Genomic DNA, 22,621 nt, shown 5'->3' on the forward strand with positions numbered 1-22,621 from the left:
AATTAAATATAGTATTGCTCAATTATACTTTTTCCCTTAAAATCAAATTTAATACGACGGTAAAATTTATTATTCTATTATATAAATGATTTATAAAGTTTAGGAGGCATACAATGACAAATATACGTTATTTATCAATCGATGATTTACCTAACTATAGAAAATTATTAAAACGTGGCATTCATGAAGATCTTGACTTATTTGCTTGGAAATTGCAAAATAATCGATGCTTAGCTGAACTAAATTTAAACGATTTACTTTCTACTCATTCAAATCAATCAATTGTCATTGGCGCCTTTCAAGATAGTGTTTTGATAGGTGCGGTAACACTTATATTCAATCAAAATTACAGCCTGTCACACAAAGCAGTAATCGAAAATATGTGTGTTATGGGTAATAACCATGAACTCAAAGAACAAATTGCCAAACAATTAATGAAATATGTATTCCAAATCTGCCATGATAAGCAAATTGAAATTCTAATGACTTCACTTATATCAAATAATATTAGTGGCAAAGTCTTTTTTAGCAATTTAAATTTTGAATTACTTGCAATAGAAAAATTTGCTAGAAAATATGATGTAGATTATGTTGATGAACATTGGTTGATTTACTATTTCAATGGTGAGGAAATGTCTTTATTCGAATAAACAAGTCTTTGATACTACTCATTCACTATACAGACGCTTCCGTAACTACTAAAATTTAGCGCTTTTCGTTAATCATCTTTTGATAAATGTTATGTCATATATAAAAATGACTTGCAATTAAATTGTTAAGCAAATATTATTTTATTAAGCTATCATTTATAACATTAGATTAATAAAAGTATTTCTTAGAGAGGACTGAACAATTTGAAATATGCAACGACATTATTATCACTGTTCTTGTCATTAATTACATTAGCAACGCCATTATTAGCAGTTAATAAAATTTTAGAAGGAGACATGCAAATATTAGCTGGTCTGTTATTTATATTGGGTGTACTGCTTATTAATTTATATGCATGTCTACGCGGGGATCGTATTGCTAATATTTTCGCTATGTTGGTATCATTATTTTCTTTAGTACTATTAAGTTACCCTTTTTGGAAGTCATATGTAATAAATTTTTTCATTTAATTATATGAATACATATTTATTTTATAATATTTAATAATTGTAAGCACTTCAAAACTATTTATTTTAGTTATGAAGTGTTTTTTCAATATATACTTTTTTGAAAAAAGTAATATTTTGTTTTCAAAAAAATCTGAAAAGTATATAATGATAAAAACAAAGGGGGAAAATTGAATATATGAACTTAGCAATTCTCGGTTTTATTATGATTATCATCTTTATGGTACTAATTATGACACGTAAAATGTCAGCTTTAACTGCGTTAATTGTTATACCTACCATTTTTGCTTTAATTGGTGGTTTCTATGCAGGTTTAGGTAAGTTTATGTTAGATGGTATAGAAACTGTTGCACCAACTGGAATTATGTTGACTTTTGCCATACTTTATTTTGGCGTTATGATAGATGCTGGCTTATTCGAACCAGTCATTAATCAAATTATAAAAGTCGTTAAAGGGGATCCAGTAAAAATTGCAATAGGCACTGTAATTTTAGCATCAATGGTAGCACTAGATGGTGATGGTACCACTACTTTCATCATCACCGTAACTGCAATGATGCCGCTTTATAAAAAGATTGGCATGAGTCTATATACTTTATCTACATTGGCGCTTCTATCTATCGGTGTAATGAACATGTTGCCTTGGGGTGGCCCCACTGCACGTGCGATTTCATCTTTGCAAGTAACAACTGAAGAGGTCTTTGTGCCTATCATACCTGCAATGATTGCTGGTATATTATTTGCTTTTGGAGTTGCTTACATACTTGGAAAGCGTTCAAAAAAGTATCTTACATCAAATACAAATATTGATTTAAATGATATAAAACCTACCGATACAAAAGAAGAATCTTTATTAAAAAGACCAAAAATGCTTATTCCAAACGCAATACTAACAATTTCATTAATCGTCTGTCTGGTTATCGGTTTAATGCCAATACCAGTCTTGTTTATGTTATGGTTTGGCTTTGCAATATTACTAAACTATCCTAATTTAAGTATTCAAAATTCTGTTGTAAAAAAACATGCTGGAGATGTACTTTCTGTAATCAGTCTTGTTTTTGCTTCAGGTATATTTACAGGTGTAATGAATGGAACGAAAATGGTTAACGAAATGGCTAATACTTTGGTACAAATCATACCAGATGCTATGGGCAATCATTTTGCGTTAATCACGGCAATTTTGAGTGGACCATTTACATACTTTATGGCCAATGATCCATTCTATTATGGTGTATTACCTATTTTAGCTGAATCTGCGCAACAATTTGGTATTTCCAAAGTTGATATGGCCAGAGCTTCAGTTCTAGGTCAACCTCTACATGTGTTAAGTCCTTTATATGCTGCTGGTTATTTACTTGTAGGTATGCTAGATATAGAATATGGCCAAAACCAACGTATTGTAATAAAATGGGCTGTTGGATCTAGTTTATTTATGATTTTAGTAGCTTGTATTTTAGGGATTATACCGTGGTAAAAATGCATATCTCAACTTACTTCAAAAAAAATGCACAATAAACAAAAATGTTAGCTTTTGAATACAAATAAAGCACTTATCCACATCAAATTGGATGAGTGCTTTATTTGTATACGAGATTAATAATTTACCTCGCCAATGAATTAGTTGATGACATGCTTTTAGTACTGTGTTTATATATTAATGATTGTCAACAAATACATATTATTATTCATTATTAGCCAAACGATCGTAATTATACGCTTAAAACACTTCAAAATAACAAATTTCAAGCATTTATTATTTTTTCATCAATTAGTAGACAAATAAAATAAAATTGTCGTTTTATTTTATTTGTACTTGGGTAAAACTTAACGTCGGATTTACAATGTTAAGGAGTGTTTTTATGAATCAGATTAATGAGTGTATATATATTAATCCTTCAAAAATTTCTCTCGATTGGGAATGTTTTGTTCTAAGTAAAAGTGACATGGAGTTAGATGGCCTACCTACAGAACTTATTAATACATGGATGGCTCAAGATATCATTGAACCTTTTTCAATTAGAAATAACGAAATTAACTTTAGAACGGAAGACATAAAATATGCTCTGAAAATAAGAAATTGGTATTATGAACAATGAATCTTTATGCTAATTAACGCTTAAGTTATTCAAATATAAACTTAATGCCCTTTTTGCAGACGTCATTATTTCATCATAATTATAATTCGTTTTAAAGTATGCATATAATTCGTGATACCCAGTTGCATGTTTAGGGAAATTTTTATCTTTATTTATAAAATAGGCAAGTTGACCAAGTGGCGTGTCGTCATTAACAAAGTCATTTATAAAATCATAGAATGTCATAAGCATTACCTCGATTATTTAAATTTTAATCGTTACATGTCTTACTATTTAAAGCCTTTTCATAATCATAACAAATAATATTTATTTGTCTATCACTGTTCATTTTTAAATTTAAAAATGAACAGTTTAATTGTTGTTTTCATAGTATTTAATCAAAATTGTAAATATTGTAAAGTTTATGAATTCTATTGTTAAAGCAATAAAAATTAAATACTTTTTTATTTTAATTTGATTGATGTCATTATATTTTTTAATATAAAAACGAGTTCGGGACATAAATGTCTCTAACTAAACAAAAAACGATAATTTCTAATGAAATAATGTAGAAATTGTCGTTTTCTTTTTTTTTCAAATAGTGTAGCTCGTTGAGCTGCTATTTTCCTTACATTCAATGCCATAAGGACAAATCCTAATTCTCTTTTGACTTTGTCTATCTCTCAAACTGACATTCGAGCGATACCCAAAATAGCCTTCATGAATCCAAAACTGATTCTACATCAATTTTTAAGTGGACATTTTAAACAATCATCACATTCGTAACATTTGAGTCATGTTATAATCTTTACACATAAGGCACCTCGTTAATTTGGTTTAGTAGTGTTTATTAAATTATACGAAAGGGTCTTATATTTTGAATAAAAAAATGCAAATTGTACTGATTTTGTATCGTGCTGACGCCCGGGGAAATGATATGAGTGAGAGACTACAGGCTCGAGCCATATCCCCAGGCAAGCATGCACGATCAAAATCACATATTATTCTCATATCAAAAGTTTCAATTCTTTATTACTTATGATTTCAGGCTAATTCATGTTATTAATTTTATAAAATAAGAACTTCATCAATATATTAGAGGTAATGAATTGTTTCAAACGAGCCTTTGCTTTTGTATCTTGATAAATATTCCAAACGATTTTGTATCGTGCTGACGCCCGGGGAAATGATATGTGCAAGAGACTACTGGCTCGAGCCATATCCACAGGCAAGCATGCACGGTCAAAATCGTAATATTTTAAATATAAAGAGGACAAATCCATTGTTAAGGATTTGCCCTCTTATTTTGAGAATGGAGATTTATATCCCAGTCTCATTTTATTTTATATCATAGTTTTAAACTAAAACATTGCCATTTTGATCTGCAGGTTTAAATACCGTAATAATCGCACCTATAATAGCTAAAATTTGTGGAATACCTGTCCAACAAAATACGAGGAACAAAAGACCCATACCAGTTTTTCTAGCATAAAACTTATGAATTCCAAAACTTCCTAAAAACACCGCTAAAACAATATATATTACTTTATTTACTTCATTCATAATTTTCTATCTCCTTACTTATTCGATTCACTACTATTATACACCGTTATAATTAATAAAATCTAAAATTTTAATGTTTATACGGTAATTCTTTTTTAATTGGCAAACGCTTTTTCTAAATATGATTTTTCAATTTTCAATACCCGTTATAATATGTGAATTTGATTTACTGCTTGTCTTGCACTATCCAATTTCGCTTTAAAATTGCTCATGCAATTCCGCTTTTACACGTTAGACATCATCATGTTGATATTCTATTTTTACAATTTACTTTTTATAACCAATTTCGCGAAAACATCTTACACTATGGCATCTTATGAATAAATGATAAAATATAATACAAACGAGCTTACAAAACTAAAAACAATTAATTTTTAAGTTATTGAATAAAATCATCAAGCATTACAGCTAGATGACATTATAAAGGAGGGACAAGCATTTGAGTTTACATTTCATGATTGTATTTTGGCTTTCACTCATATTTTTAATTTGTGGGATTGTTTCCTTAATATTTTATAAGTTGAAAGATAAACAACAAACCAAAGAATCTTTACTCGGACTAACCGTGATGTTAATTATTTTTGGTGTTGTGGGTATACTCTTTACTATTATTTTCAGTTAGATTATATTTAGGCGTTCAATATCAGTTCAATGCGTATGCGATTAAACAATCTTAGTTTAAACTAAACGATATCATAAGCTTCCGAGGTGCCACTTAAAATCAATTCAATAAGTGGCGCTTTATTACAAGCTTTCACCCTTGAATCACTTAAAAATCATCATTTCCTCCTATTTCTATAACATAAGTTATTTAATTTTAAAAACGAATCAAATATGCTTGCACTTATGTTTGTATTTTATACGTATCAATTCAATTTGTAATGAAATGAAAAACCATTAACAAAATAATAATTAATATAAAAAAATACACAAAACGTTTAATCGCTCTTATTTTTTCATGGCGTATCTCTTCCTTAGAGTGATTAACATTTTCATGCAACCTCGTATTTATAAATAAAAATGGCATTGTTGCTAGAAAAGCAAAAATTAATGCTAATATAATAGATAATAAAACAATCATGCTATCACCTCTTATTATTATGTATTTGGTGAACTTATTCCCTTTCACATTCAATTAATTCAAAATTTAATATTCTTCTTTAGAAAAATATTAAAAATGTAGCAATATTAAGGAGTGACAATTATGAAATTAACCTATTTACCTAAATGGCAATTAATAAATCAAAGTCAAAAACAATTTATGATACAAGAAGATACAACCTCTATTTCTCTTGTAAGTCCAATTAATGAATATGCGATGGGTATTTTAAGCCAAATTTTCTTTACGATTGAGCAAGGAAGTGTTGTTAATACCATAATTGAAAATAATAGTGATGAATTAAAAGTAACTGTCGATGAAGAAAATTCAACACTTTACGTCATCGACCTTTAAATAACTCTTATATAATGGAAACAAACACAATAGTGTTGTTTTTATTTAATCAGTAGATTTTAGTGTATGATGTATATAAATATGATTCTTTTATAACAAACATTTAAATTCATACAAGTGGGTGAAAATATGAAACTTTTAAAAAATCTGTTATTACTTATATCCGGTATTTTAGTTATTCGTGCATTACTGCTAAGTATTGATAGCACAAATGATGATAAAATTGAAAATAAAGTAAGTGTTCAAGATAAAAACAAAAAATAAAATCGAAACTAGTTCATATAAAGAAGTGGGACTTGAAATCAAAGTGGCATACATGATTTCGCTCCACTTTTTTTATTTCAGGTTATTTTGTAACACCGACTGTGTATGAAATAAATCCATGAACAAAAATTGATATACGAGAGGTTATTATGCAATATATAAAATCCATGATTGAAAAATACCAAATTTACATTTATTTTATAGCACTTTTAAGCGGTATCCTAGTTGGCTTAATATCAAATACTTTTGCCAGCATATTAGAATCTATAATTTCTGTTAGTTTGTGTCTACTTATGTTTAGTATGTTTTCACAAATTCCATTTTTTAACATCAAACATAGTTTATTTAATATAAAGTCTATTGTGGCATTATTAATATCAAATTTTATTGTTATCCCTTTATTTGTTTATGGTTTGATTCAATTGTTTGATATTTCAGATGCACCTATTCTAATCGGGTTGTATCTTGTTCTACTAACGCCTTGTATTGACTACGTTCTTGTTTTTAATGCATTAGGAAAAGGAAACGAACAGCTCATGTTATTTGCGACACCACTACTGTTTATATGCCAAATTTTATTATTACCTTTATATTTCACGCTATTTCTTAACACTGATATTTTTTCACAAATAGATATTTTGCCATTCTTAAAGTCGTTTTTGATGTTTATAATTTTTCCTTTATTGCTAGCGCTTCTATTGCAATATTCTAGTAAAAAGTCCAAAAACATAAATCAAATATTAAAGTTAACATCTTGGCTTCCTGAAATTCTTATGGCTCTCGTTTTGTTTTCAATTGTAGGATCACAAATAAACAAAATTATCCATAATTTAAATATTGTCATTACAGTTATACCTATTTATATTTGTTTTTTAATCATTGCTCCTTTAATAGGTACCTTATGTGGTAAAGTATTTAAAGTAACACAAGAAACCAAAAGGACCATTGCATTTAGTTCTAGTACAAGAAATGCACTAGTTGTCCTACCTTTAGCATTAGGTTTACCAAACCATTGGGTAACCATTACAACTACTGTCATTATTACACAAACATTATGTGAATTATTAGGCGAACTTATCTATATCAAAATGATACCTAAATACATTAAATAATAACATCACTATATCAGAAGCTAATAATTATTCATTTCATCTCAAATATATTAAACTTATATCAAATTAACATTTTACACTATGTTGATTGAATTATCTCATTAATACTGTTTAGTTATACGTCAAACGATAATTCTGTAATTTGAAAACGGGGTGATTAAGATGCAAATATTAAGAAGCGTATCTGAAAATAACCGTACGACTTTCCATATTAAAACGGATTTAGGCTTAATTATCAAAGTTACTGCTGATAATGAATTAACTTCAAAAGATATAAAACAATTATTATTAAAAATAGCTAATGACATGGATCAAAAACTTCAAGGCAATATTGAATCATTTAAAGCTTAGTTATTTTTGATAAAATGACTCATATAAAAAGGAGTGAAAATAAGAAATCATTGCTAAACATTGATCCTTTTCACTCCTTTTATTATTTATTAATTAACAATCACAATTATAAATCCAATAAATAGCACTAACATTGACAATCTTGGTTTACTTTTTCCAAACAAACCACTCAATAATACAAATGCTAGACCTACAATTAATAATTGATTATTAAATGTTGTTAACCCCATTAAATCACCAGCCATCATGATAACGCCATATATAATAACAACTGTTATCGCCAAGCTACATAGAAATGACAATATACTCAATAATCTCACAATATACATCCCTTTTTTAAATAGTCATACTATATGCAGTATAAAACAAAAACGCCGCTTCGAAAAGCGACGTCAATCTCGAAAATATATTCCACACTAAAGTTTGGAGGACTTTTTGTGCTTGGTTAGTTATACCCTTATTTATAATATAAAAACACAAAAAACTAATTTTCTCAAAAAATATCATAAATTATAATTAACTGTTGAAAATGTATTATTTTAAATAAGATTCAACAAAATAATTAAATTAATTAAATCATACCAGTGGAAATGAATTTAATAAAAAGTTATCCTATAGTTAAAGTATTAATCATTTCAGTTATAAAATAAGAACTTATTCGTCTTATGAAAGTAATGTTTCTATTTAGACATTATTTTATATTATCGTGAATTGTTTTATAGAAAAAAAGGGTGATGAGATGAAAGTATTACGAAAAGTTTATAAAGACGAAGAACCGATTTACCATGTTAAAACGGATAAGGGTTCTGTCATTAGAATTAAAGGTTCTGATGAGTTAACCGACGCAGAAACTGAAGAATTATTAACAATTGTTGCGGAAGATATTGATAAAATGAAAAAATAAATAATCATGTTTTTGAGCGATGATTAATACGGTGGATAAAGGGGTTATATCGTATTGATCATCGTTACTTTACTACTTAGGCTTACCATCGTTATTGGATTGTAATTCGTATAGGAATGCATTTGCAAATTCATAACTTTCAGTAAAGTTCCATCCAATAAAATATACTTTATCAATATAGTCAAAAATTGGTTGATCAGTGTTTAATTCAGATGGCTACAAAAAATGATTACTCATTTTCATTAGTGATGAATACAGAAATCATATTTTATAAAGTACTTTAATATAATAAGTAACAAGCACCAAATTTAACTTATATCATAAAAAATGACTATAAATTAAATTTAGTGCTTAGAAAAAAATATACACTTATTGCTCAATTAATTGAATTAAATTACCACAAGTGTCTTCAATGATTGCTAATTTAATTCCTTCAACCTCTTTTGGTGCTGTATGAAATTTCACATCTAAATCTGACAATGATTGGTGTGTTTGTTCTAAATTAGAAACGCCAAACATCGTAACGGGAATACCTGCATTAAACAAATCATCTTGATATCTCTTTGCTATTGGATTTTCATTAGGTTCAAGAACGATTTCTACCGGATTGTTAGAATTGTTTTCTTTTACAGTTAACCATTTAAACCCACCACCAATCTCCATGTCGTGTACAAGTTCAAAACCGAGCTTTTCTGTATAAAATTGCTTTGCTTTTTCTTGATCATCTACAAAAATACTCATAGCAATTATTTTCAATTTATTTTCCTCCTTATTACAAATATTATTAATATTTTATTTTAATACCCTATACTTACTTTCTGACACTTTATACAATCAACAATTTTAATATTTTGTTCAAAATATTAAAATTGTTGCTAATAACATTCCAATTAATTCTAAATAAATTATTAGTAATTTGAACATACCTTTTATATGTACTAAAATAATTAATGTAAGTCTTATGTATTTAATTTTGGGAGGTTTTAAATTTTGGAAATTTTAACAGAGTTACGCGAAAAAAAACATTTAAGTTTGTCTAAATTAGCAATTAATTTAAACAAAAACTACGAGAAGAGCTATAGAATATGTCAAATATGGGATTGGGAACATGGATATAGAAAACCATCAGAAAATGACACTAAAATTTTAGCTGATTATTTCAACGTCCCTCAAAAAACATTTAGTCACTAATTATATAAATTTAGTACACATATTAAATTTATATAATTAGTGATTAGATTGATATCATGATGATTAGACATTTCCTAACCAAGTTACTGTCTATATTGTGTTTAAGCCTGAAAACTTTTTCAGGCTCTTTTTTATCGTACTATTCATTACTTTTTATAAACAATTGTAATAAAATAATCTACGCCTTCCACAGTGTTTGTAACTGAAGGTGTAACTGAAACAAGTTCCCAATGCTGTTTATCGTCAACTTCATGTAAAAATTGGTTCACGCGTGTATCAAATTCTTCGAAACTCTCTTCGTATTCCATGTGCAAGGTTTTAATAAACATATATGTCTCCTTCAATTATTTTGTCTTAATTATTTTTTTATTATAAATCCTTCAAATTGCTGAAACAAACATTTTAAAATATTTGAGGACTTAATCAACAATAAATTTGTAAATATACTTTAAAAATTTATGTTAATTATATTTCATTATCTAACCAATCAACAATTTCTTTAAAAATATTCTTGTTAAAAGAAGATTCATTAAATATTTCGTGTTGTAAACCATCATAAATATGAATTGATTTATGTTCAGAACCTATTTCATCAAATAATTGTAACGAATCTTGGTAACTCACTAACCCATCTTCTTTACCATGTAATATTAGTGTATGTTCAATAAATTTAGATGCATTCTCTTTTAAATACGCTATACCATCCATAAGGGTAACTAATAATCCCATTGAAATTTGCTTTGCATTCAAATCATCTAATGCATATTTTTCAACAACAGCTTGATCTGAACATAGTCCTTCACTAAGCTCGTTATCAAAATAACTATACTTATCTACATGATTGTCTACGTCGCCAAATGTTTTCTTATTATATCTCGTTAAAGCGCCAGATGTTATTATGCCGTCTACTTCATTAGGATATTGTGTACCGAATAATGTTACTGTATATCCGCCCATACTATGACCAATTAAATATATCTTCCCTTCATAATTTGCTTTAACTTTATCAACAACAGCAGTCAAATCTTCGACAATCTCATCTTTATTACTATAAAATGTCTGCTTACCTTCTGATCGACCATGTCCTCGCTGATCATACCTAATGACATTGAATTCATTTTTATTTAAATAATTAGCTAATTCATCATAACGATCAAGATGTTCAGCTAATCCATGGACAATAATTATATTAGCTTTAGCCTTTTCAATTTCATTTATTTTTGCATAAAGCTTCGTGTTATCTTTTGATGTTATATACTTTATATAATTCATTTTTATTTCACCTCATAATATTAAAAATAAAGTTATCTATACAATTAAAATCCCCTTCTAAAATAAAAACAAACTTAATCAGTAAATAATATTCCATAAAATAGTAAATGGTTTTCAATCCCAACCTTCTTTCAACCTTTAAATCTTAGTTAATGATATGCTTATATCGGAGGTCGATATAAATGGCTAAATATATATTATCCTATAATTTAAATTCTATTTCTTATGGGTATGAAAAATTACCTTCGAAGTTAAATCTGGTTGGTAAACCTTTGTACATTTACAAAGGTTTGTGGTTGTTAAAAAGTGACTTAGATCAAAATACGATTTGTGAAACTATAAAGAGTGTATTCAATTCAAATGATGATTTTTTAATATTTGAAATAAATCAAAGTCCTTTAGGTACCTTGAGTGAACAAAAGTACGATGAAATAATAAATTCACTTAATGATTAAACATATTCTTAAATTTGAATGTGTTTTTTATTTATATTATTTAAGTTAACTCCATAAATATGTTATACTTTTTATTACTTAAAAGATTTATGTATAGTACAATTATATAAATGGTCAACTTTGTACTTCAACCTATTTCACAGTTTCATTTGCAATTTCATAATTTTAAAACAATGACCATTGTTAAGGGGATATTTATGAAAATAATTGATTTCAAAATTAGTAACTATGACATAATCTACACTGTTAAAACGACAAAAGGTAATACGTTTTCTCATGCACTGCCTAAAGATACGACTTCTCATAATGTTCATCGCTATTTGAATATATTGTGTAGTAATGTTGATCGAACAATGTAATAAATACCTATAATTAAAGATAGTGCTTTGTTACTTTTTTAATTATCAAATAAATATAATGTTTCTAGTAAAATCTAGTAAGTGAGCTGCACAGTTCAATTACTAGGTTTTTTATTTTATATTAATTCACACTATTTTTTTAACTAAAATCATATTTATTTAATAATTTTATAAAATTTTTGTTATAATTAAGCTTAAATAAAAATTTTCAGAAAATTAAGACTACAGTTTTTCTGTAACCATGATATATTTTCATTATTTATGTTAGATAAAAGAGGTGTAGCAATGAAACTTTCAAAAGACAAGGGTAAACCAACAAAAAAAGACAGGAAAAAGTTCGAAATGCCACACATTTATGTCATATTATTTATATTTGGTGTCTTAGCCACCATTTCAACTTACCTCATTCCTTCCGGAGAATTTGATCGAATTAAAGGACCAGAAGGTAGAGAAATGGTTGATGCAGACTCATTTCATTATATAAAAGCTGAACCAGTGAATATCATAGACTTTATTTCCATTATTCCGAGAGGTCTCATTGAAGCAGGAGAAATTGTATTCTTCACACTGATTATTGGTGGAATGTTTATGGTATTAAGACGTACGGGCATTATTGAAATTGGAGTTAATAAACTCGCGCGTAGATTTTTAAATCATAGTATCTTTATCATTCCAGTACTGACATCAGTATTTGCAATTATTGCTACGCTCATAGGTACTGCTGAACTTTCACTTGTATACATACCCGTTATCATTCCATTAATTATTGCTTTAGGTTATGACTCTATAACCGCTACTGCGATTGCGCTATGTGGTACTGTTGTAGGCTTTACAGTCGGTGTATTAAACCCAATCAATACTGGGTTAGCACAAAAATTATCTGCTATTCCTGTTTTTTCTGGTATTGGCTTACGACTCATAATCTTTATTGTTGTGCTCTTTATAACAATATTATTTATAATGAGATACGCACGAAAAGTAAAACAAAGCCCACATCTTAGCTTAGTTTACCAAGAAGATACTGAAAAAAGACAAACCTATAAAGATATTACGAATCACGAACCACTCGTTGCAACACTCCGTCAAAAAATAGGCATTGCTGTTGTATTGGCCTTTTTTATTGTACTTGTATATGGTGTTACTACGCAGGGTTGGTTTATGGTTGAAATGTCAGGATTATTTATCATTATGGGAATTGTTGTTGGATTAATTGCTGGATTGAATACGCGTGAAATTTGCGAGTCATTTAATGACGGATTTAAAGACGTATTGATGGGCGCTATCATTGTAGGTCTCGCGCGTTCTATCGCGGTGGTTCTTGAAGAAGGTAAGATTATGGACAGCATCGTGCATGGCTTAGGTTCTGTTATTGACGGTGCAACACCGACTGTCGCAGTCATCGGAATGTATCTCGTTCAGGTATTAATTAACTTCATCATCTCATCAGGAAGTGGTCAAGCACTTGTCACTATGCCTATCATGGCACCATTAGCCGATATGCTAGGAATTACTCGTCAAACAGCTGTTTTAGCTTTCCAATTAGGCGATGGTTTCACACATGTATTCTATCCTACAAGTGGTTATTTCATGGCAGCATTAGCCATTGGTGGTGTTTCTTATACGAAGTGGATCAAGTTTTTCTTCCCGTTATTTATTATGTGGGGAGTTATTTCAATTATTTCATTAGTGATTGCACAATTAATTGGCTGGTCATAAACAAACACTGGCAAACAGAAAAGTCTAGTGTCTTTTATAAAGCTTTAATCATATACAAAAGACGTCCCTTTTTATTGGACAGATATAGAAAGGGACGTCTTCTCTGTTTTTATAAAAAGTTATAAGTCGTTGGACGCTATTTCTTTTATGGTAAAACCATTAGGATCAATCTAGGTTCCTGTTGAACCTCATTTATCTAGCCAGCCAACATTTATTAAAATATCCAAAAATAATTGCTTAATTCTAAAAATGTTTCGTTATCAATATGCTTTGATCACCGATTTTTAAATTCCCTACTTAAAACTTTTGATGGCTTTTTTAAAATTAGCGTTTTATTTTAATATGTATCATTCCCAATCGCTTTTTCCATTCTATAATTAGTAGTTTGAAATCCTAATTTATTGTATAAGGATACTGCCCTCTCGTTGTGACCAAACACATGTAAACCAATACGATGTATATTTCTTTTTTGGCAATAATCTTCGATACAAAGCATCGTTTTTTCACCTAAGCCCTGACCTCTATAACTGTCAAAAATATGTACATCATAAATAAAACATTTAGTTTCCTTTTTAATTCCTTCAAAATGTAACCAACAATATCCAATCATTTCATCCAAATAATTAACAGAAAATAAATCCTGATTTTCAGTAGCTAATCCATAAGGCAATAGTTTTTCAAAATCTGAACGTGCCCTCTCAATGGCACCTTTTGCTTCCCAATCACCGCTTTTTATGTGTTCATGCGCATATTCATGAATGCTATTTTCATAAATTTCATCAAAAGTTTTTTGCGTCATAGGCTCCAGTGTTACTGACATGTCATACCCCCTTATTAAATTAGCACCATTTTAGCATAATTCATTTCTTGTTTACTAATTAAAAAAATGGAACAAACACTTTACCTTTAAAAGGTTGTGTCGTTCCACTTTATTCAAGTCGTTCTAATCGTATGCATTCATTCAAAATTTTATAGTCCTACTTCAATTTTAATGTCATTGCATTAATTGCCACAATAACTGTACTTAAAGACATCAAAATTGCTCCGACAGCAGGAGATAAGATTAAACCTAAAAATGCTAATACACCAGCTGCGAGTGGTACAGCAACAATGTTATATCCAGCTCCCCACCATAAATTTTGAATCATTTTTCTCATAGTATTTTTAGAAAGTGAAAGGAAATGAATAATATCTGATGGCGCACTTTTAACAAGAATCACGTCACCTGATTCAACAGCAACGTCCGTGCCAGCACCAATAGCCATACCTATATCCGCTCTAATTAAACTTGGTGCATCATTGATACCGTCACCAACCATCATTACTTTATGTCCATTACTTTGATAATCTTGAATAATCTTTTCTTTATCCTCAGGTAATAATTGTGCATGCACATCATTAATACCTAATTCTTTAGCTACTGTAGTTGCAACTTCATTATTATCTCCTGTTAACATCACTGGCGTAATATTTCTTGATAATAAATCTGAAACCATTTTTCTTGAACTTTCTTTAATTTTGTCCCCTTGTGCAATAACCCCTATGACTGCTTCATTATTAATTAAGAAACTTACTGAATTACCTTGTTTAGCAAGATTTTCAAATTCTTCGATATTATATTTCAAGTTGTTTTTTTCTAAATAACTTACATTTGTAATTTTATATTTTTGATTATCTATTATACCTTCTAATCCAACACCTGGTATAGTTGTAACTTCTTGAGGATTTTTAATTTTGATACCTTTACTTTCAGCAAATGTCACGATGCCTAAAGCAAGTGGATGATTTGAATTACTTTCCAATGAAGCAAATAAAGATAAGATTGCCTTATTATCACTTTGATCTGTATAACTTTCATAATGATTAACTGAAAAATCACCTTCTGTTAAAGTACCTGTTTTATCCATCATAATATAGTCAATATGTTGAGCTAATTCAACAGAAGATCTATTTTTTATGATTAATCCATTATGTGCGCCAATAGAAGTAGAGCGTGCTGTAACTAGCGGTATAGCTAAGCCCAGTGCATGAGGACAAGCAATAACCAATACCGTAACTAATCTTTCCAAAGCAAAATCTATATTATTATGGATAAGCATCCACACGATAAATGCTATTAAACCAACACTTACTGCAAAATAAAATAGATAACCCGCTACTTTATCTGATAATAATTCCGCATCAGACTTATCATTTTGTGCTTGATTTACTAACCCCATCACTTGTGATAAAAAGCCATTCTCTCCTGTAGCAGTTACTTTGACATGTACCGTTCCTGAACCATTAATAGAACCACCGATAACTTCGTCTTGTTCATTTTTAACTACTTGCTTAGATTCCCCTGTTACTAATGATTCATCTACTGAGGTACTGCCTTGGGTTATCACTCCGTCCGCTGGTATACTTTCCCCAGCTTTTACTTCCACAATATCATTCGCTGCAATTTCAGATATAGAAACCTCTTCTTTTTCTTCCGAATCTATCACTCTTATCGCTTTATTAGGTAAAAGTTCAGCCATTTTTTTCAAAGCATTGCCTGCATTACCAACTGCATTCATTTCAATCCAATGTCCTAACAACATAATCAATATTAATGTAGCTAATTCCCAGAAGAAATCCATAACATGTCCAGATGCATGACTAAAATGATTCATATAAAATGCATATAAACTATAAATATATGCTACAGAAATACCTAACGCAACAAGCGTCATCATACCAGGCTTTTTAGATAAAAGTTCATCTTTTGCGCCAGTTAAAAAAGGTTTACCACCATAGAAAAATAATACTGTGGCAAGCACTAATACGATCCAATCAGAGCCATTAAATGAGAATTGAAACGGTAATTTTATTCCCATCATTGGTGATAAAATGACGATCGGTATTGCAAATAACAATGATATAACAAATTTACGTTTAAAATTACCATGATGATGTGCATGGTGATTATGCATATCATGCCCTTCATGATGTTGTGCATGGTGTTCTTCATGCATTCCATGTTCATGATGATCATGTGATTCATGGTTATTTGAATTTGTCATGTCATACCCTCCTTACAAAGTGTAACGTTATTCTCTTAACATTAATGATTATAACATATACCCCCGTAAGGTATAATAAATATGCTTACGATTATTAAAAAGGACCAAAATCAAACGAATTTCATCGATTTGATTTCAGTCCTATTGACTGCAGTTATTTATTCCAAGAAAATAATAAATGTTATTCACTAACGGCGAAATAGTTGCCTTGCCCATCTTGAAAATTAAATACCCGAGTTCCTGACATTTCAATAATATCATGTCCAGTTAAGCCTTTTGCTTTTAACTTTTCATAGAGTTCATCGAAATTTGACGCTTTAAACATAAGTGATGGTGTACCCAAATTAACTTCCGGACTATATTTTTTAATAAATGCTTTTTCCATAATAGAAATCGATGTTTCGACTTCATTATTGGGTGCTATTTCTACTGCTTTATACCCCTCTGCTAATGCTTCTTCTGATATAACAACAAATTCCATTATATTTTCCCAAAAATCAACAGCTTTTGACTGATCATCTACATATAGCATGACCTGATTTAATTTCTCCATTTTACAATACACCTTTCCAATTTAAGACTTTCTTAAATATAACCAAACAAATGTACATATAAACGATTTATGCTAAAATAATTTTCTTTTCATTGTGAATAAATACATAATTTAAAATTTTAGTTCCCTGCTTTATGATTTATGCTTCTTAAAGATTCAAAACTCTACTAAAGTTCATTGCGGCTCTATATAGTCGTTGGCATTATTTAAGTATATTATTCAAATTACACCTTCGATCATAAAAATTATTTTAATTAAATACTAAGGATTATTGTTAAAGCCACCATCAACCCCCATTTTTTTCATTTTTTTAACTTCTCCTTTAGTATTTAATGTAAAAACATGAACTTTTAATCCGTTATCATGTACTCGTTTTACTAATTCAGGATTTACGCTTTTATGATTCATCCCAATACCATATATAAATTTTGATAAGCGTTGCAGTTCTTTATCTGATAAATTATTAATATCATTATCATCAATCAGTTTTATTAATGGAATATTTTTATTTATTTTATGTATATTTACTAAACTTCTTTCAGAAAATGACTGTATTATAACTTTACCTTTTTTTAATTTATTTTTACCTAATAAAACTTTATTATTGAGTTCTTCTACTAGTTTTTCATCCATACCTGGATATAATTCAGGATTTTTAGTTTCAATATAAAAATTAGACTTTTTATAATATTTTTTTAGTATTTCTGCTAATTCCGGTACTTTTTCATTTTTATATTTTTTATCAAACCAAGATCCAGCATCTAATTTTTTTATTTGAGCGAAATCTTTATCCTTTACATATCCTGTGTCATCAGTAGTTCTATCAACTTTACTATCATGCATTGTGATTAACTTATTATCTTTAGTCATTTGTAAATCTACTTCTATATAATGTGCATCCAAATCAATTGCTTTATCATATGCGACAAAAGTATGTTCAGGTGTAGATCCACTAGCTCCTCGATGGGCAATATTCAAATATTTTTTATTTAACATATCTGGAGCACAACCAGAAAGTAATATACTACTTAAAATACCTACGCCTATTACTCTTTTCACTTTAATATCTCCCTTTTACAAACTATCTTAAAACCAACAATTATAAACCCATTAAAATAACCACCATTAAAGGTGGCTTCAAAATAGGTAAAACTCTGAAATAATTATCAATTTTATAATATTATATATAATTAGGTTTTGCAACGCTTTTATAATAAAATTCAATAACACTATGACATATATACAGCTTTTATTATATAATTATAGCAATAATACATATGTCATACGTGTATCAAAATTACGATACGCTATATCAAAGAGAGGTGCTTCATGAGATTTAAAAAAAGTCTAAAATATTCTACTATTTTTTTCTTGATAATAACATTTATCACAATTTTAATCAGACCATCAGAAACAAAAATTAATGAAATTATGAATGCTTCTAATCTCGAAACATTGATTTTAATCAGTAACGAATTTATAAAAACAATATCTATTAGTTTACCACCTTCAATCATCATATTTTTGGTTTTTTATTTTTATATTTTAAGACCTCAGAAGGATTAATATGCCAAATATTTTTTAAAACAAACGTACTTGCCTCTTATTACAACGCATAAAAATTGTTGAAATTAAAAATTTATACTCTCTCAAAGAACATGCTTAAATCTTTACTTCCAAAATTATGTATAAAATTATATGCATGATTTTAGCCTTAACCTATTAAAGTCACACTAAAAATATTTTTTATTACAAAAACGCCCACCAATTGGTGAGCGTTTATTTATTAAATTTGATTTATTTATTAGTATTTCCTTTATATTTCACTTTAAGTATTAATTTGTACCTTGGTTACATAGCCATCGTTTACATAAAATTTGATTGACGTATCGTTATAATTACGTTCATACATATGTCCTGCTGGTGTGTCGGTTACATCTGAAGGACCATATACTGTTAATAAATCATTTTTTGAAACAGATTTACCATCTAAATCAAAAGTAACAGCATCTGTTTTATTTTCTCCAGTTTTACGAAATGATTGATCATATATATCTACCATCTCAGCTGTTTCTGCGTCACTATTTGTAATTTTATAACCATTAATTGTTAAATTACCGTATTTAATTGCATTAATAAAATCTTGATCCAAAATAAATTCACTATTTGCTGATGTATAACCTGTATAGTTATAATATGGCGTTTCTGCTGCTTGGGTTTATGATTGATGTGAATCGATTGCTGCTGCACCTACTGCTGTACTAAATACGAGGCCGCAAGATAACATTATCTTTGACACTTTATTCATATTAAACACTCCTTGTAAAATTTTTGAATCTTTAGTTGATTAAATTGTAATATTACAACCATATTACAAAAAGTCAATTATATACTTATTATAATAATTCTTTAAACTTTTGAATTCACTAAAATCAATACCTCGCAAATCGTTAGAAAATTACAAGACTACGATTCATTGATTAAACTAGTAAAATGAAATTATCAATTACAAAGGAGATAATATCATGCCTTATTTATTATTGATTTTAGCTATAGTTGGAGAAGTAATAGGCAGCGCATTTCTTAAATCATCAGAAGGATTTTCAAAACTTTATCCAACTTTGGCAACAATTATTTCATTTCTTGCAAGTTTTTATTTTTTAAGCAAAACATTACAACATTTACCATTAAATATTACATATGCAAGTTGGGCTGGACTTGGTTTGGTTCTTACAACAATTGTGTCAGTTGCGATATTCAAAGAACAAATTAATTTAATGAGTATCTTTTCAATTATTATCATTATTGTGGGTGTTGTACTACTTAATACTTTTGGATCAACACATTAGTCATTTAATTTTTAAATTATTATCCAACTTATATAGATTGCTACAGACTGTGGACAAAATCTTCGACTTTGTTGGCAGTTTTTTTATGCACGCTTTCCGCGGTCACTGCCTTAGCCTGTCGTCTTCAGCTAGTGCTATTCCCGCAGGAGACGGCATAAATTACTCATCTTTATTTATTGATTCAACACTTATTAAATCAAATGCAAATAAGAATAAGTATACAACTTAATTAGCTAAAAACGACACTCTTCATTTTCAAAAAGAATTAAACAATGAAATGAGCAAGTAAAGAATAGTTAGAGGAAAAAAATCCTATTTGAAAAAATGATATAAATAGAAAATAAAGGAACTGTTTGAAAGTCCCTTTAAAGTGAGTTATCTACTTATAATTTTTACTTTTCAATTTTTTTAATTGCTTTTTTAGGTATATCCTGTTTGTTAACTTCTTCATATGTAGCTACATGAGCTCCCTTATGGGTTATTTTCAAATATCTATCTAGCTTTAAACTTTGGGCAGCTGTGAAAGTAAGATTTCTACTTTCACCTTGCTTATCATATGCTTTTTGTGTGTAACTAGCTCTATCATATTCCAAAAATTTATCTGGTTTTTTTGTTTTTATATAACTACTTTCCTCTTTAACTAAAGGGTTAATTTGATCAATTAAACCAGCTATTTCTCCTTCTTGTTTTTTTCCATTTGACACTACGTACATTCCTATTAATATTATTGCTAAACCTAGTATTACGACTGGCATTAAAACCAATATCTTCTTCATTTATAATCATTCCTTTCGTTATATAAAATTATTTTATCAATCAAAATGAATTAAGTGTACTTACAATATTGTTATCTTTTTTCACTTAAAATTAAGTTGAATATATAAACTAATATAGTTTTAACCATACTTTTTAAATAAATAGAAATATTCCAAGTTATTATTTTCGTAAAAAATAAAACATTGTATAATATAATCATCAAAAGGAGGAGTTTTTATGTTAGTCAGAAAAAATACGTTAATAATTCAAATTAAAACTAAAACAACAGGAGGAATAAATGATTAAATTAATCAATTATATAAATATGCAAACAATATATGATTGAAATCTTACTTTTAATCATTTATTCCATTAAGGAGTTACAATGATTAAAAGAAGTTTAATTATTCCACTTTATATCAATATTTTTTTAGCATTTACTGGCATAGGACTAGTCGTCCCAAGTTTACCTTTAATAATTAAAGATTTATCTATAACTGGAAATGCTTTTGGAATACTTATTGCAGTTTTTTCTTTTTTCCAAATGATTTGTTCACTTATAATTGGATACTTTTCTGACAAGTACCCCAAAAAACACTTTCTATCGTTTGGATTGTTATTCTATATAATTTCAGAATGCTTATTCGGGATAGGTATGGATTTTTATACACTCTTTTTTTCCAGAGTATTGGGAGGCATAAGTGCTGCCTTAATAACTACATCTATTATTGGCATTATCGGAGATATCTCTGATGAAAAAAATCGTGATAAAAATTTCGGCACATTTTCAGCTATAACATCATTGGGCTTTATCATTGGACCAGGTATAGGAGCGCTGTTTTCATCAATCCACATAAGATTACCTTATTTTATAGCTATGATAATAGGCATGATTATGTTAGTTATAAATTTAAAGTTAAGTATTCCACATATTAAAAATGAACATGTACCAAAAAATAAAAATTTCAAAATAAAATTTAAGGACTTAAAGCTATATTTATTACCTTCTATAATTATATTTTTATTGGCATTTGGACTATCTGCTATAGAAGAACTTTATCCATTATACTTAGTCGATAAAGCTGCGTTTACATCAATTAATATAGCTGCCGCTATTATAGGTGGATCTTTGCTAGGCGCTTTCACTCAATATTTTCTATATCCTAAAATTTCAAAGTATTTAAGTGAACTTTCGATTATTACTATTAGTTCAATGTATTCGATCGTCATACTATTTAGCTTATTATTCTTAAATTCTGTGATATCCCTCATATTAATAAGTTGGATTATATTTATTGGATTTGATATCATACGCCCTACTATAACAGTGTATCTATCAAAATTAGTTCAAAACAAACAAGACTTAGCAGGTTCAATAAACTCTGCTTTTACCTCTCTAGGTACTTTAATAGCACCAATTATTGCTGGTTATTTTTACACTCAAAATATAAATGCACCAGTTTATCTAGCTATAATTTCTATTGTCTTAAGTATTTTTACTTTGTTCATTTTTCCTAAAAAATAAATACTGGATAATTAAAAAGGATAGGCATTCATTTGCCTATCCTTCTGCATTAAATCCAAAA

The 22,621-nt window shown here is 28.6% G+C and carries 27 protein-coding genes and 1 pseudogene; 16 read left to right on the forward strand and 12 right to left on the reverse strand.

Annotation, left to right across the window (positions count from 1 at the left end; genetic code table 11):
• The first annotated feature begins 113 nt into the window (after positions 1-113).
• The 4 genes from NST87_RS09580 to NST87_RS09595 all read left to right on the forward strand — a co-directional run bounded on the left by NST87_RS09580 (position 114) and on the right by NST87_RS09595 (position 3,214).
• Complete coding sequence (locus NST87_RS09580; RefSeq protein WP_040030181.1) at positions 114-650, forward strand: GNAT family N-acetyltransferase; 537 nt, start codon at positions 114-116, stop codon at positions 648-650.
• Positions 651-854: 204 nt separating this feature from the next.
• Positions 855-1,121 carry a hypothetical protein gene (locus tag NST87_RS09585; RefSeq protein WP_019467657.1) on the forward strand — a complete coding sequence of 89 codons (267 nt, stop codon included), beginning with the start codon at positions 855-857 and terminating at the stop codon, positions 1,119-1,121.
• Between the two features lie 175 nt (positions 1,122-1,296).
• Positions 1,297-2,592 carry a CitMHS family transporter gene (locus NST87_RS09590; RefSeq protein ID WP_019467656.1) on the forward strand — a complete coding sequence of 432 codons (1,296 nt, stop codon included), beginning with the start codon at positions 1,297-1,299 and terminating at the stop codon, positions 2,590-2,592.
• A 385-nt stretch (positions 2,593-2,977) separates the two neighbouring features.
• On the forward strand, positions 2,978-3,214 hold the full coding sequence (locus tag NST87_RS09595; protein ID WP_019467655.1) for a hypothetical protein: 237 nt from the start codon (positions 2,978-2,980) through the stop codon (positions 3,212-3,214).
• A 9-nt stretch (positions 3,215-3,223) separates the two neighbouring features.
• On the opposite strand, the gene NST87_RS09600 is transcribed toward NST87_RS09595, so the two are convergent.
• Positions 3,224-3,439, reverse strand: a complete 216-nt coding sequence (locus NST87_RS09600) for a sterile alpha motif-like domain-containing protein (protein ID WP_019467654.1) — start codon at positions 3,437-3,439, stop codon at positions 3,224-3,226.
• 1,110 nt (positions 3,440-4,549) lie between these two features.
• Positions 4,550-4,756, reverse strand: coding sequence for a TM2 domain-containing protein (locus NST87_RS09610; RefSeq protein ID WP_019467917.1), 207 nt, complete (start codon positions 4,754-4,756; stop codon positions 4,550-4,552).
• 439 nt (positions 4,757-5,195) lie between these two features.
• On the opposite strand from NST87_RS09610, the gene tsaT reads away from it, so the two are divergent.
• The 5 genes from tsaT to NST87_RS09635 all read left to right on the forward strand — a co-directional run bounded on the left by tsaT (position 5,196) and on the right by NST87_RS09635 (position 7,936).
• Entirely contained in the window at positions 5,196-5,378 is a 183-nt protein-coding gene (gene tsaT, locus NST87_RS09615) for a type II toxin-antitoxin system toxin TsaT (RefSeq protein WP_019467916.1), read from the forward strand.
• A gap of 582 nt (positions 5,379-5,960) precedes the next feature.
• On the forward strand, positions 5,961-6,209 hold the full coding sequence (locus NST87_RS09620) for a hypothetical protein (protein ID WP_019467914.1): 249 nt from the start codon (positions 5,961-5,963) through the stop codon (positions 6,207-6,209).
• Between the two features lie 129 nt (positions 6,210-6,338).
• Positions 6,339-6,473, forward strand: coding sequence for a hypothetical protein (locus tag NST87_RS09625; protein WP_019467913.1), 135 nt, complete (start codon positions 6,339-6,341; stop codon positions 6,471-6,473).
• 149 nt (positions 6,474-6,622) lie between these two features.
• On the forward strand, positions 6,623-7,585 hold the full coding sequence (locus NST87_RS09630; protein ID WP_019467912.1) for an arsenic resistance protein: 963 nt from the start codon (positions 6,623-6,625) through the stop codon (positions 7,583-7,585).
• Between the two features lie 162 nt (positions 7,586-7,747).
• Complete coding sequence (locus NST87_RS09635) at positions 7,748-7,936, forward strand: hypothetical protein (RefSeq protein ID WP_019467911.1); 189 nt, start codon at positions 7,748-7,750, stop codon at positions 7,934-7,936.
• An 89-nt stretch (positions 7,937-8,025) separates the two neighbouring features.
• Here the strand turns inward: NST87_RS09635 and NST87_RS09640 are convergent, their stop codons facing one another.
• On the reverse strand, positions 8,026-8,256 hold the full coding sequence (locus tag NST87_RS09640; protein ID WP_026034740.1) for a hypothetical protein: 231 nt from the start codon (positions 8,254-8,256) through the stop codon (positions 8,026-8,028).
• Between the two features lie 419 nt (positions 8,257-8,675).
• Between NST87_RS09640 and vraX the strand changes: the two genes are divergently transcribed.
• The gene (gene vraX, locus NST87_RS09645) at positions 8,676-8,840 is read left to right on the forward strand and encodes a C1q-binding complement inhibitor VraX (RefSeq protein ID WP_164996921.1); all 165 of its coding nucleotides are present in this window, start codon (positions 8,676-8,678) and stop codon (positions 8,838-8,840) included.
• A gap of 369 nt (positions 8,841-9,209) precedes the next feature.
• Here vraX and NST87_RS09650 read toward each other — a convergent pair whose 3' ends face one another.
• Entirely contained in the window at positions 9,210-9,596 is a 387-nt protein-coding gene (locus NST87_RS09650) for a VOC family protein (RefSeq protein ID WP_019467908.1), read from the reverse strand.
• Between the two features lie 234 nt (positions 9,597-9,830).
• Here NST87_RS09650 and NST87_RS09655 point away from each other — a divergent pair, with 234 nt between their 5' ends.
• Positions 9,831-10,031 (forward strand): helix-turn-helix domain-containing protein, encoded by a 201-nt coding sequence (locus NST87_RS09655; RefSeq protein WP_019467907.1) that lies wholly within the window; start codon positions 9,831-9,833, stop codon positions 10,029-10,031.
• 146 nt (positions 10,032-10,177) lie between these two features.
• Here NST87_RS09655 and NST87_RS09660 read toward each other — a convergent pair whose 3' ends face one another.
• Together NST87_RS09660 and NST87_RS09665 are read right to left on the reverse strand one after the other, a co-directional pair.
• Positions 10,178-10,360, reverse strand: a complete 183-nt coding sequence (locus NST87_RS09660) for a hypothetical protein (RefSeq protein WP_019467906.1) — start codon at positions 10,358-10,360, stop codon at positions 10,178-10,180.
• A 136-nt stretch (positions 10,361-10,496) separates the two neighbouring features.
• Positions 10,497-11,303 carry an alpha/beta hydrolase gene (locus NST87_RS09665; RefSeq protein WP_064264642.1) on the reverse strand — a complete coding sequence of 269 codons (807 nt, stop codon included), beginning with the start codon at positions 11,301-11,303 and terminating at the stop codon, positions 10,497-10,499.
• A 182-nt stretch (positions 11,304-11,485) separates the two neighbouring features.
• Between NST87_RS09665 and NST87_RS09670 the strand changes: the two genes are divergently transcribed.
• The 3 genes from NST87_RS09670 (at position 11,486) to NST87_RS09680 (ending at position 13,833) form a co-directional block, all read left to right on the forward strand.
• A complete protein-coding gene (locus NST87_RS09670; RefSeq protein WP_040030184.1) occupies positions 11,486-11,758 on the forward strand; it encodes a hypothetical protein in 273 nt (90 codons plus the stop codon).
• A 197-nt stretch (positions 11,759-11,955) separates the two neighbouring features.
• Positions 11,956-12,117 carry a hypothetical protein gene (locus tag NST87_RS09675; RefSeq protein WP_171027039.1) on the forward strand — a complete coding sequence of 54 codons (162 nt, stop codon included), beginning with the start codon at positions 11,956-11,958 and terminating at the stop codon, positions 12,115-12,117.
• Positions 12,118-12,402: 285 nt separating this feature from the next.
• Complete coding sequence (locus tag NST87_RS09680) at positions 12,403-13,833, forward strand: YfcC family protein (protein WP_145379823.1); 1,431 nt, start codon at positions 12,403-12,405, stop codon at positions 13,831-13,833.
• Positions 13,834-14,170: 337 nt separating this feature from the next.
• Here the strand turns inward: NST87_RS09680 and NST87_RS09685 are convergent, their stop codons facing one another.
• The 5 genes and pseudogenes from NST87_RS09685 to isaB all read right to left on the reverse strand — a co-directional run.
• A complete protein-coding gene (locus tag NST87_RS09685) occupies positions 14,171-14,653 on the reverse strand; it encodes a GNAT family N-acetyltransferase (protein WP_019467902.1) in 483 nt (160 codons plus the stop codon).
• Between the two features lie 157 nt (positions 14,654-14,810).
• The gene (locus NST87_RS09690; protein ID WP_340721630.1) at positions 14,811-16,877 is read right to left on the reverse strand and encodes a heavy metal translocating P-type ATPase; all 2,067 of its coding nucleotides are present in this window, start codon (positions 16,875-16,877) and stop codon (positions 14,811-14,813) included.
• A 181-nt stretch (positions 16,878-17,058) separates the two neighbouring features.
• A complete protein-coding gene (locus tag NST87_RS09695; protein WP_019467900.1) occupies positions 17,059-17,430 on the reverse strand; it encodes a VOC family protein in 372 nt (123 codons plus the stop codon).
• Between the two features lie 261 nt (positions 17,431-17,691).
• The gene (locus NST87_RS09700; protein WP_340721632.1) at positions 17,692-18,489 is read right to left on the reverse strand and encodes a glycerophosphodiester phosphodiesterase family protein; all 798 of its coding nucleotides are present in this window, start codon (positions 18,487-18,489) and stop codon (positions 17,692-17,694) included.
• 769 nt (positions 18,490-19,258) lie between these two features.
• Positions 19,259-19,633 (reverse strand): annotated as a pseudogene (gene isaB, locus NST87_RS09705) (immunodominant staphylococcal antigen IsaB family protein); the annotation flags it as partial.
• Positions 19,634-19,955: 322 nt separating this feature from the next.
• Between isaB and qac the strand changes: the two are divergent.
• Positions 19,956-20,279 carry a QacCGHJ group quaternary ammonium compound efflux SMR transporter gene (qac, locus tag NST87_RS09710; protein ID WP_019467894.1) on the forward strand — a complete coding sequence of 108 codons (324 nt, stop codon included), beginning with the start codon at positions 19,956-19,958 and terminating at the stop codon, positions 20,277-20,279.
• Positions 20,280-20,671: 392 nt separating this feature from the next.
• Here the strand turns inward: qac and NST87_RS09715 are convergent, their stop codons facing one another.
• A complete protein-coding gene (locus NST87_RS09715; RefSeq protein ID WP_019467893.1) occupies positions 20,672-21,055 on the reverse strand; it encodes a YxeA family protein in 384 nt (127 codons plus the stop codon).
• 365 nt (positions 21,056-21,420) lie between these two features.
• On the opposite strand from NST87_RS09715, the gene NST87_RS09720 reads away from it, so the two are divergent.
• A complete protein-coding gene (locus tag NST87_RS09720; RefSeq protein ID WP_340721635.1) occupies positions 21,421-22,560 on the forward strand; it encodes an MFS transporter in 1,140 nt (379 codons plus the stop codon).
• The last annotated feature ends 61 nt before the right edge of the window (positions 22,561-22,621 follow it).

It is taken from the genome of Staphylococcus sp. FSL W8-0271 (assembly GCF_038006605.1).
Lineage (GTDB): Bacteria > Bacillota > Bacilli > Staphylococcales > Staphylococcaceae > Staphylococcus > Staphylococcus cohnii.

Coding starts and splice junctions, on each gene's coding strand:
- NST87_RS09580 (WP_040030181.1), top strand. CDS start 114: ATGACAAATATACGTTATTTATCAATCGATGATTTACCTAACTATAGA.
- NST87_RS09590 (WP_019467656.1), top strand. CDS start 1,297: ATGAACTTAGCAATTCTCGGTTTTATTATGATTATCATCTTTATGGTA.
- NST87_RS09595 (WP_019467655.1), top strand. CDS start 2,978: ATGAATCAGATTAATGAGTGTATATATATTAATCCTTCAAAAATTTCT.
- NST87_RS09600 (WP_019467654.1), bottom strand. CDS start 3,439: ATGACATTCTATGATTTTATAAATGACTTTGTTAATGACGACACGCCA.
- NST87_RS09610 (WP_019467917.1), bottom strand. CDS start 4,756: ATGAATGAAGTAAATAAAGTAATATATATTGTTTTAGCGGTGTTTTTA.
- NST87_RS09620 (WP_019467914.1), top strand. CDS start 5,961: ATGAAATTAACCTATTTACCTAAATGGCAATTAATAAATCAAAGTCAA.
- NST87_RS09625 (WP_019467913.1), top strand. CDS start 6,339: ATGAAACTTTTAAAAAATCTGTTATTACTTATATCCGGTATTTTAGTT.
- NST87_RS09630 (WP_019467912.1), top strand. CDS start 6,623: ATGCAATATATAAAATCCATGATTGAAAAATACCAAATTTACATTTAT.
- NST87_RS09635 (WP_019467911.1), top strand. CDS start 7,748: ATGCAAATATTAAGAAGCGTATCTGAAAATAACCGTACGACTTTCCAT.
- vraX (WP_164996921.1), top strand. CDS start 8,676: ATGAAAGTATTACGAAAAGTTTATAAAGACGAAGAACCGATTTACCAT.
- NST87_RS09660 (WP_019467906.1), bottom strand. CDS start 10,360: ATGTTTATTAAAACCTTGCACATGGAATACGAAGAGAGTTTCGAAGAA.
- NST87_RS09665 (WP_064264642.1), bottom strand. CDS start 11,303: ATGAATTATATAAAGTATATAACATCAAAAGATAACACGAAGCTTTAT.
- NST87_RS09670 (WP_040030184.1), top strand. CDS start 11,486: ATGGCTAAATATATATTATCCTATAATTTAAATTCTATTTCTTATGGG.
- NST87_RS09675 (WP_171027039.1), top strand. CDS start 11,956: ATGAAAATAATTGATTTCAAAATTAGTAACTATGACATAATCTACACT.
- NST87_RS09680 (WP_145379823.1), top strand. CDS start 12,403: ATGAAACTTTCAAAAGACAAGGGTAAACCAACAAAAAAAGACAGGAAA.
- NST87_RS09685 (WP_019467902.1), bottom strand. CDS start 14,653: ATGTCAGTAACACTGGAGCCTATGACGCAAAAAACTTTTGATGAAATT.
- NST87_RS09690 (WP_340721630.1), bottom strand. CDS start 16,877: ATGACAAATTCAAATAACCATGAATCACATGATCATCATGAACATGGA.
- NST87_RS09695 (WP_019467900.1), bottom strand. CDS start 17,430: ATGGAGAAATTAAATCAGGTCATGCTATATGTAGATGATCAGTCAAAA.
- qac (WP_019467894.1), top strand. CDS start 19,956: ATGCCTTATTTATTATTGATTTTAGCTATAGTTGGAGAAGTAATAGGC.
- NST87_RS09715 (WP_019467893.1), bottom strand. CDS start 21,055: ATGAAGAAGATATTGGTTTTAATGCCAGTCGTAATACTAGGTTTAGCA.
- NST87_RS09720 (WP_340721635.1), top strand. CDS start 21,421: ATGATTAAAAGAAGTTTAATTATTCCACTTTATATCAATATTTTTTTA.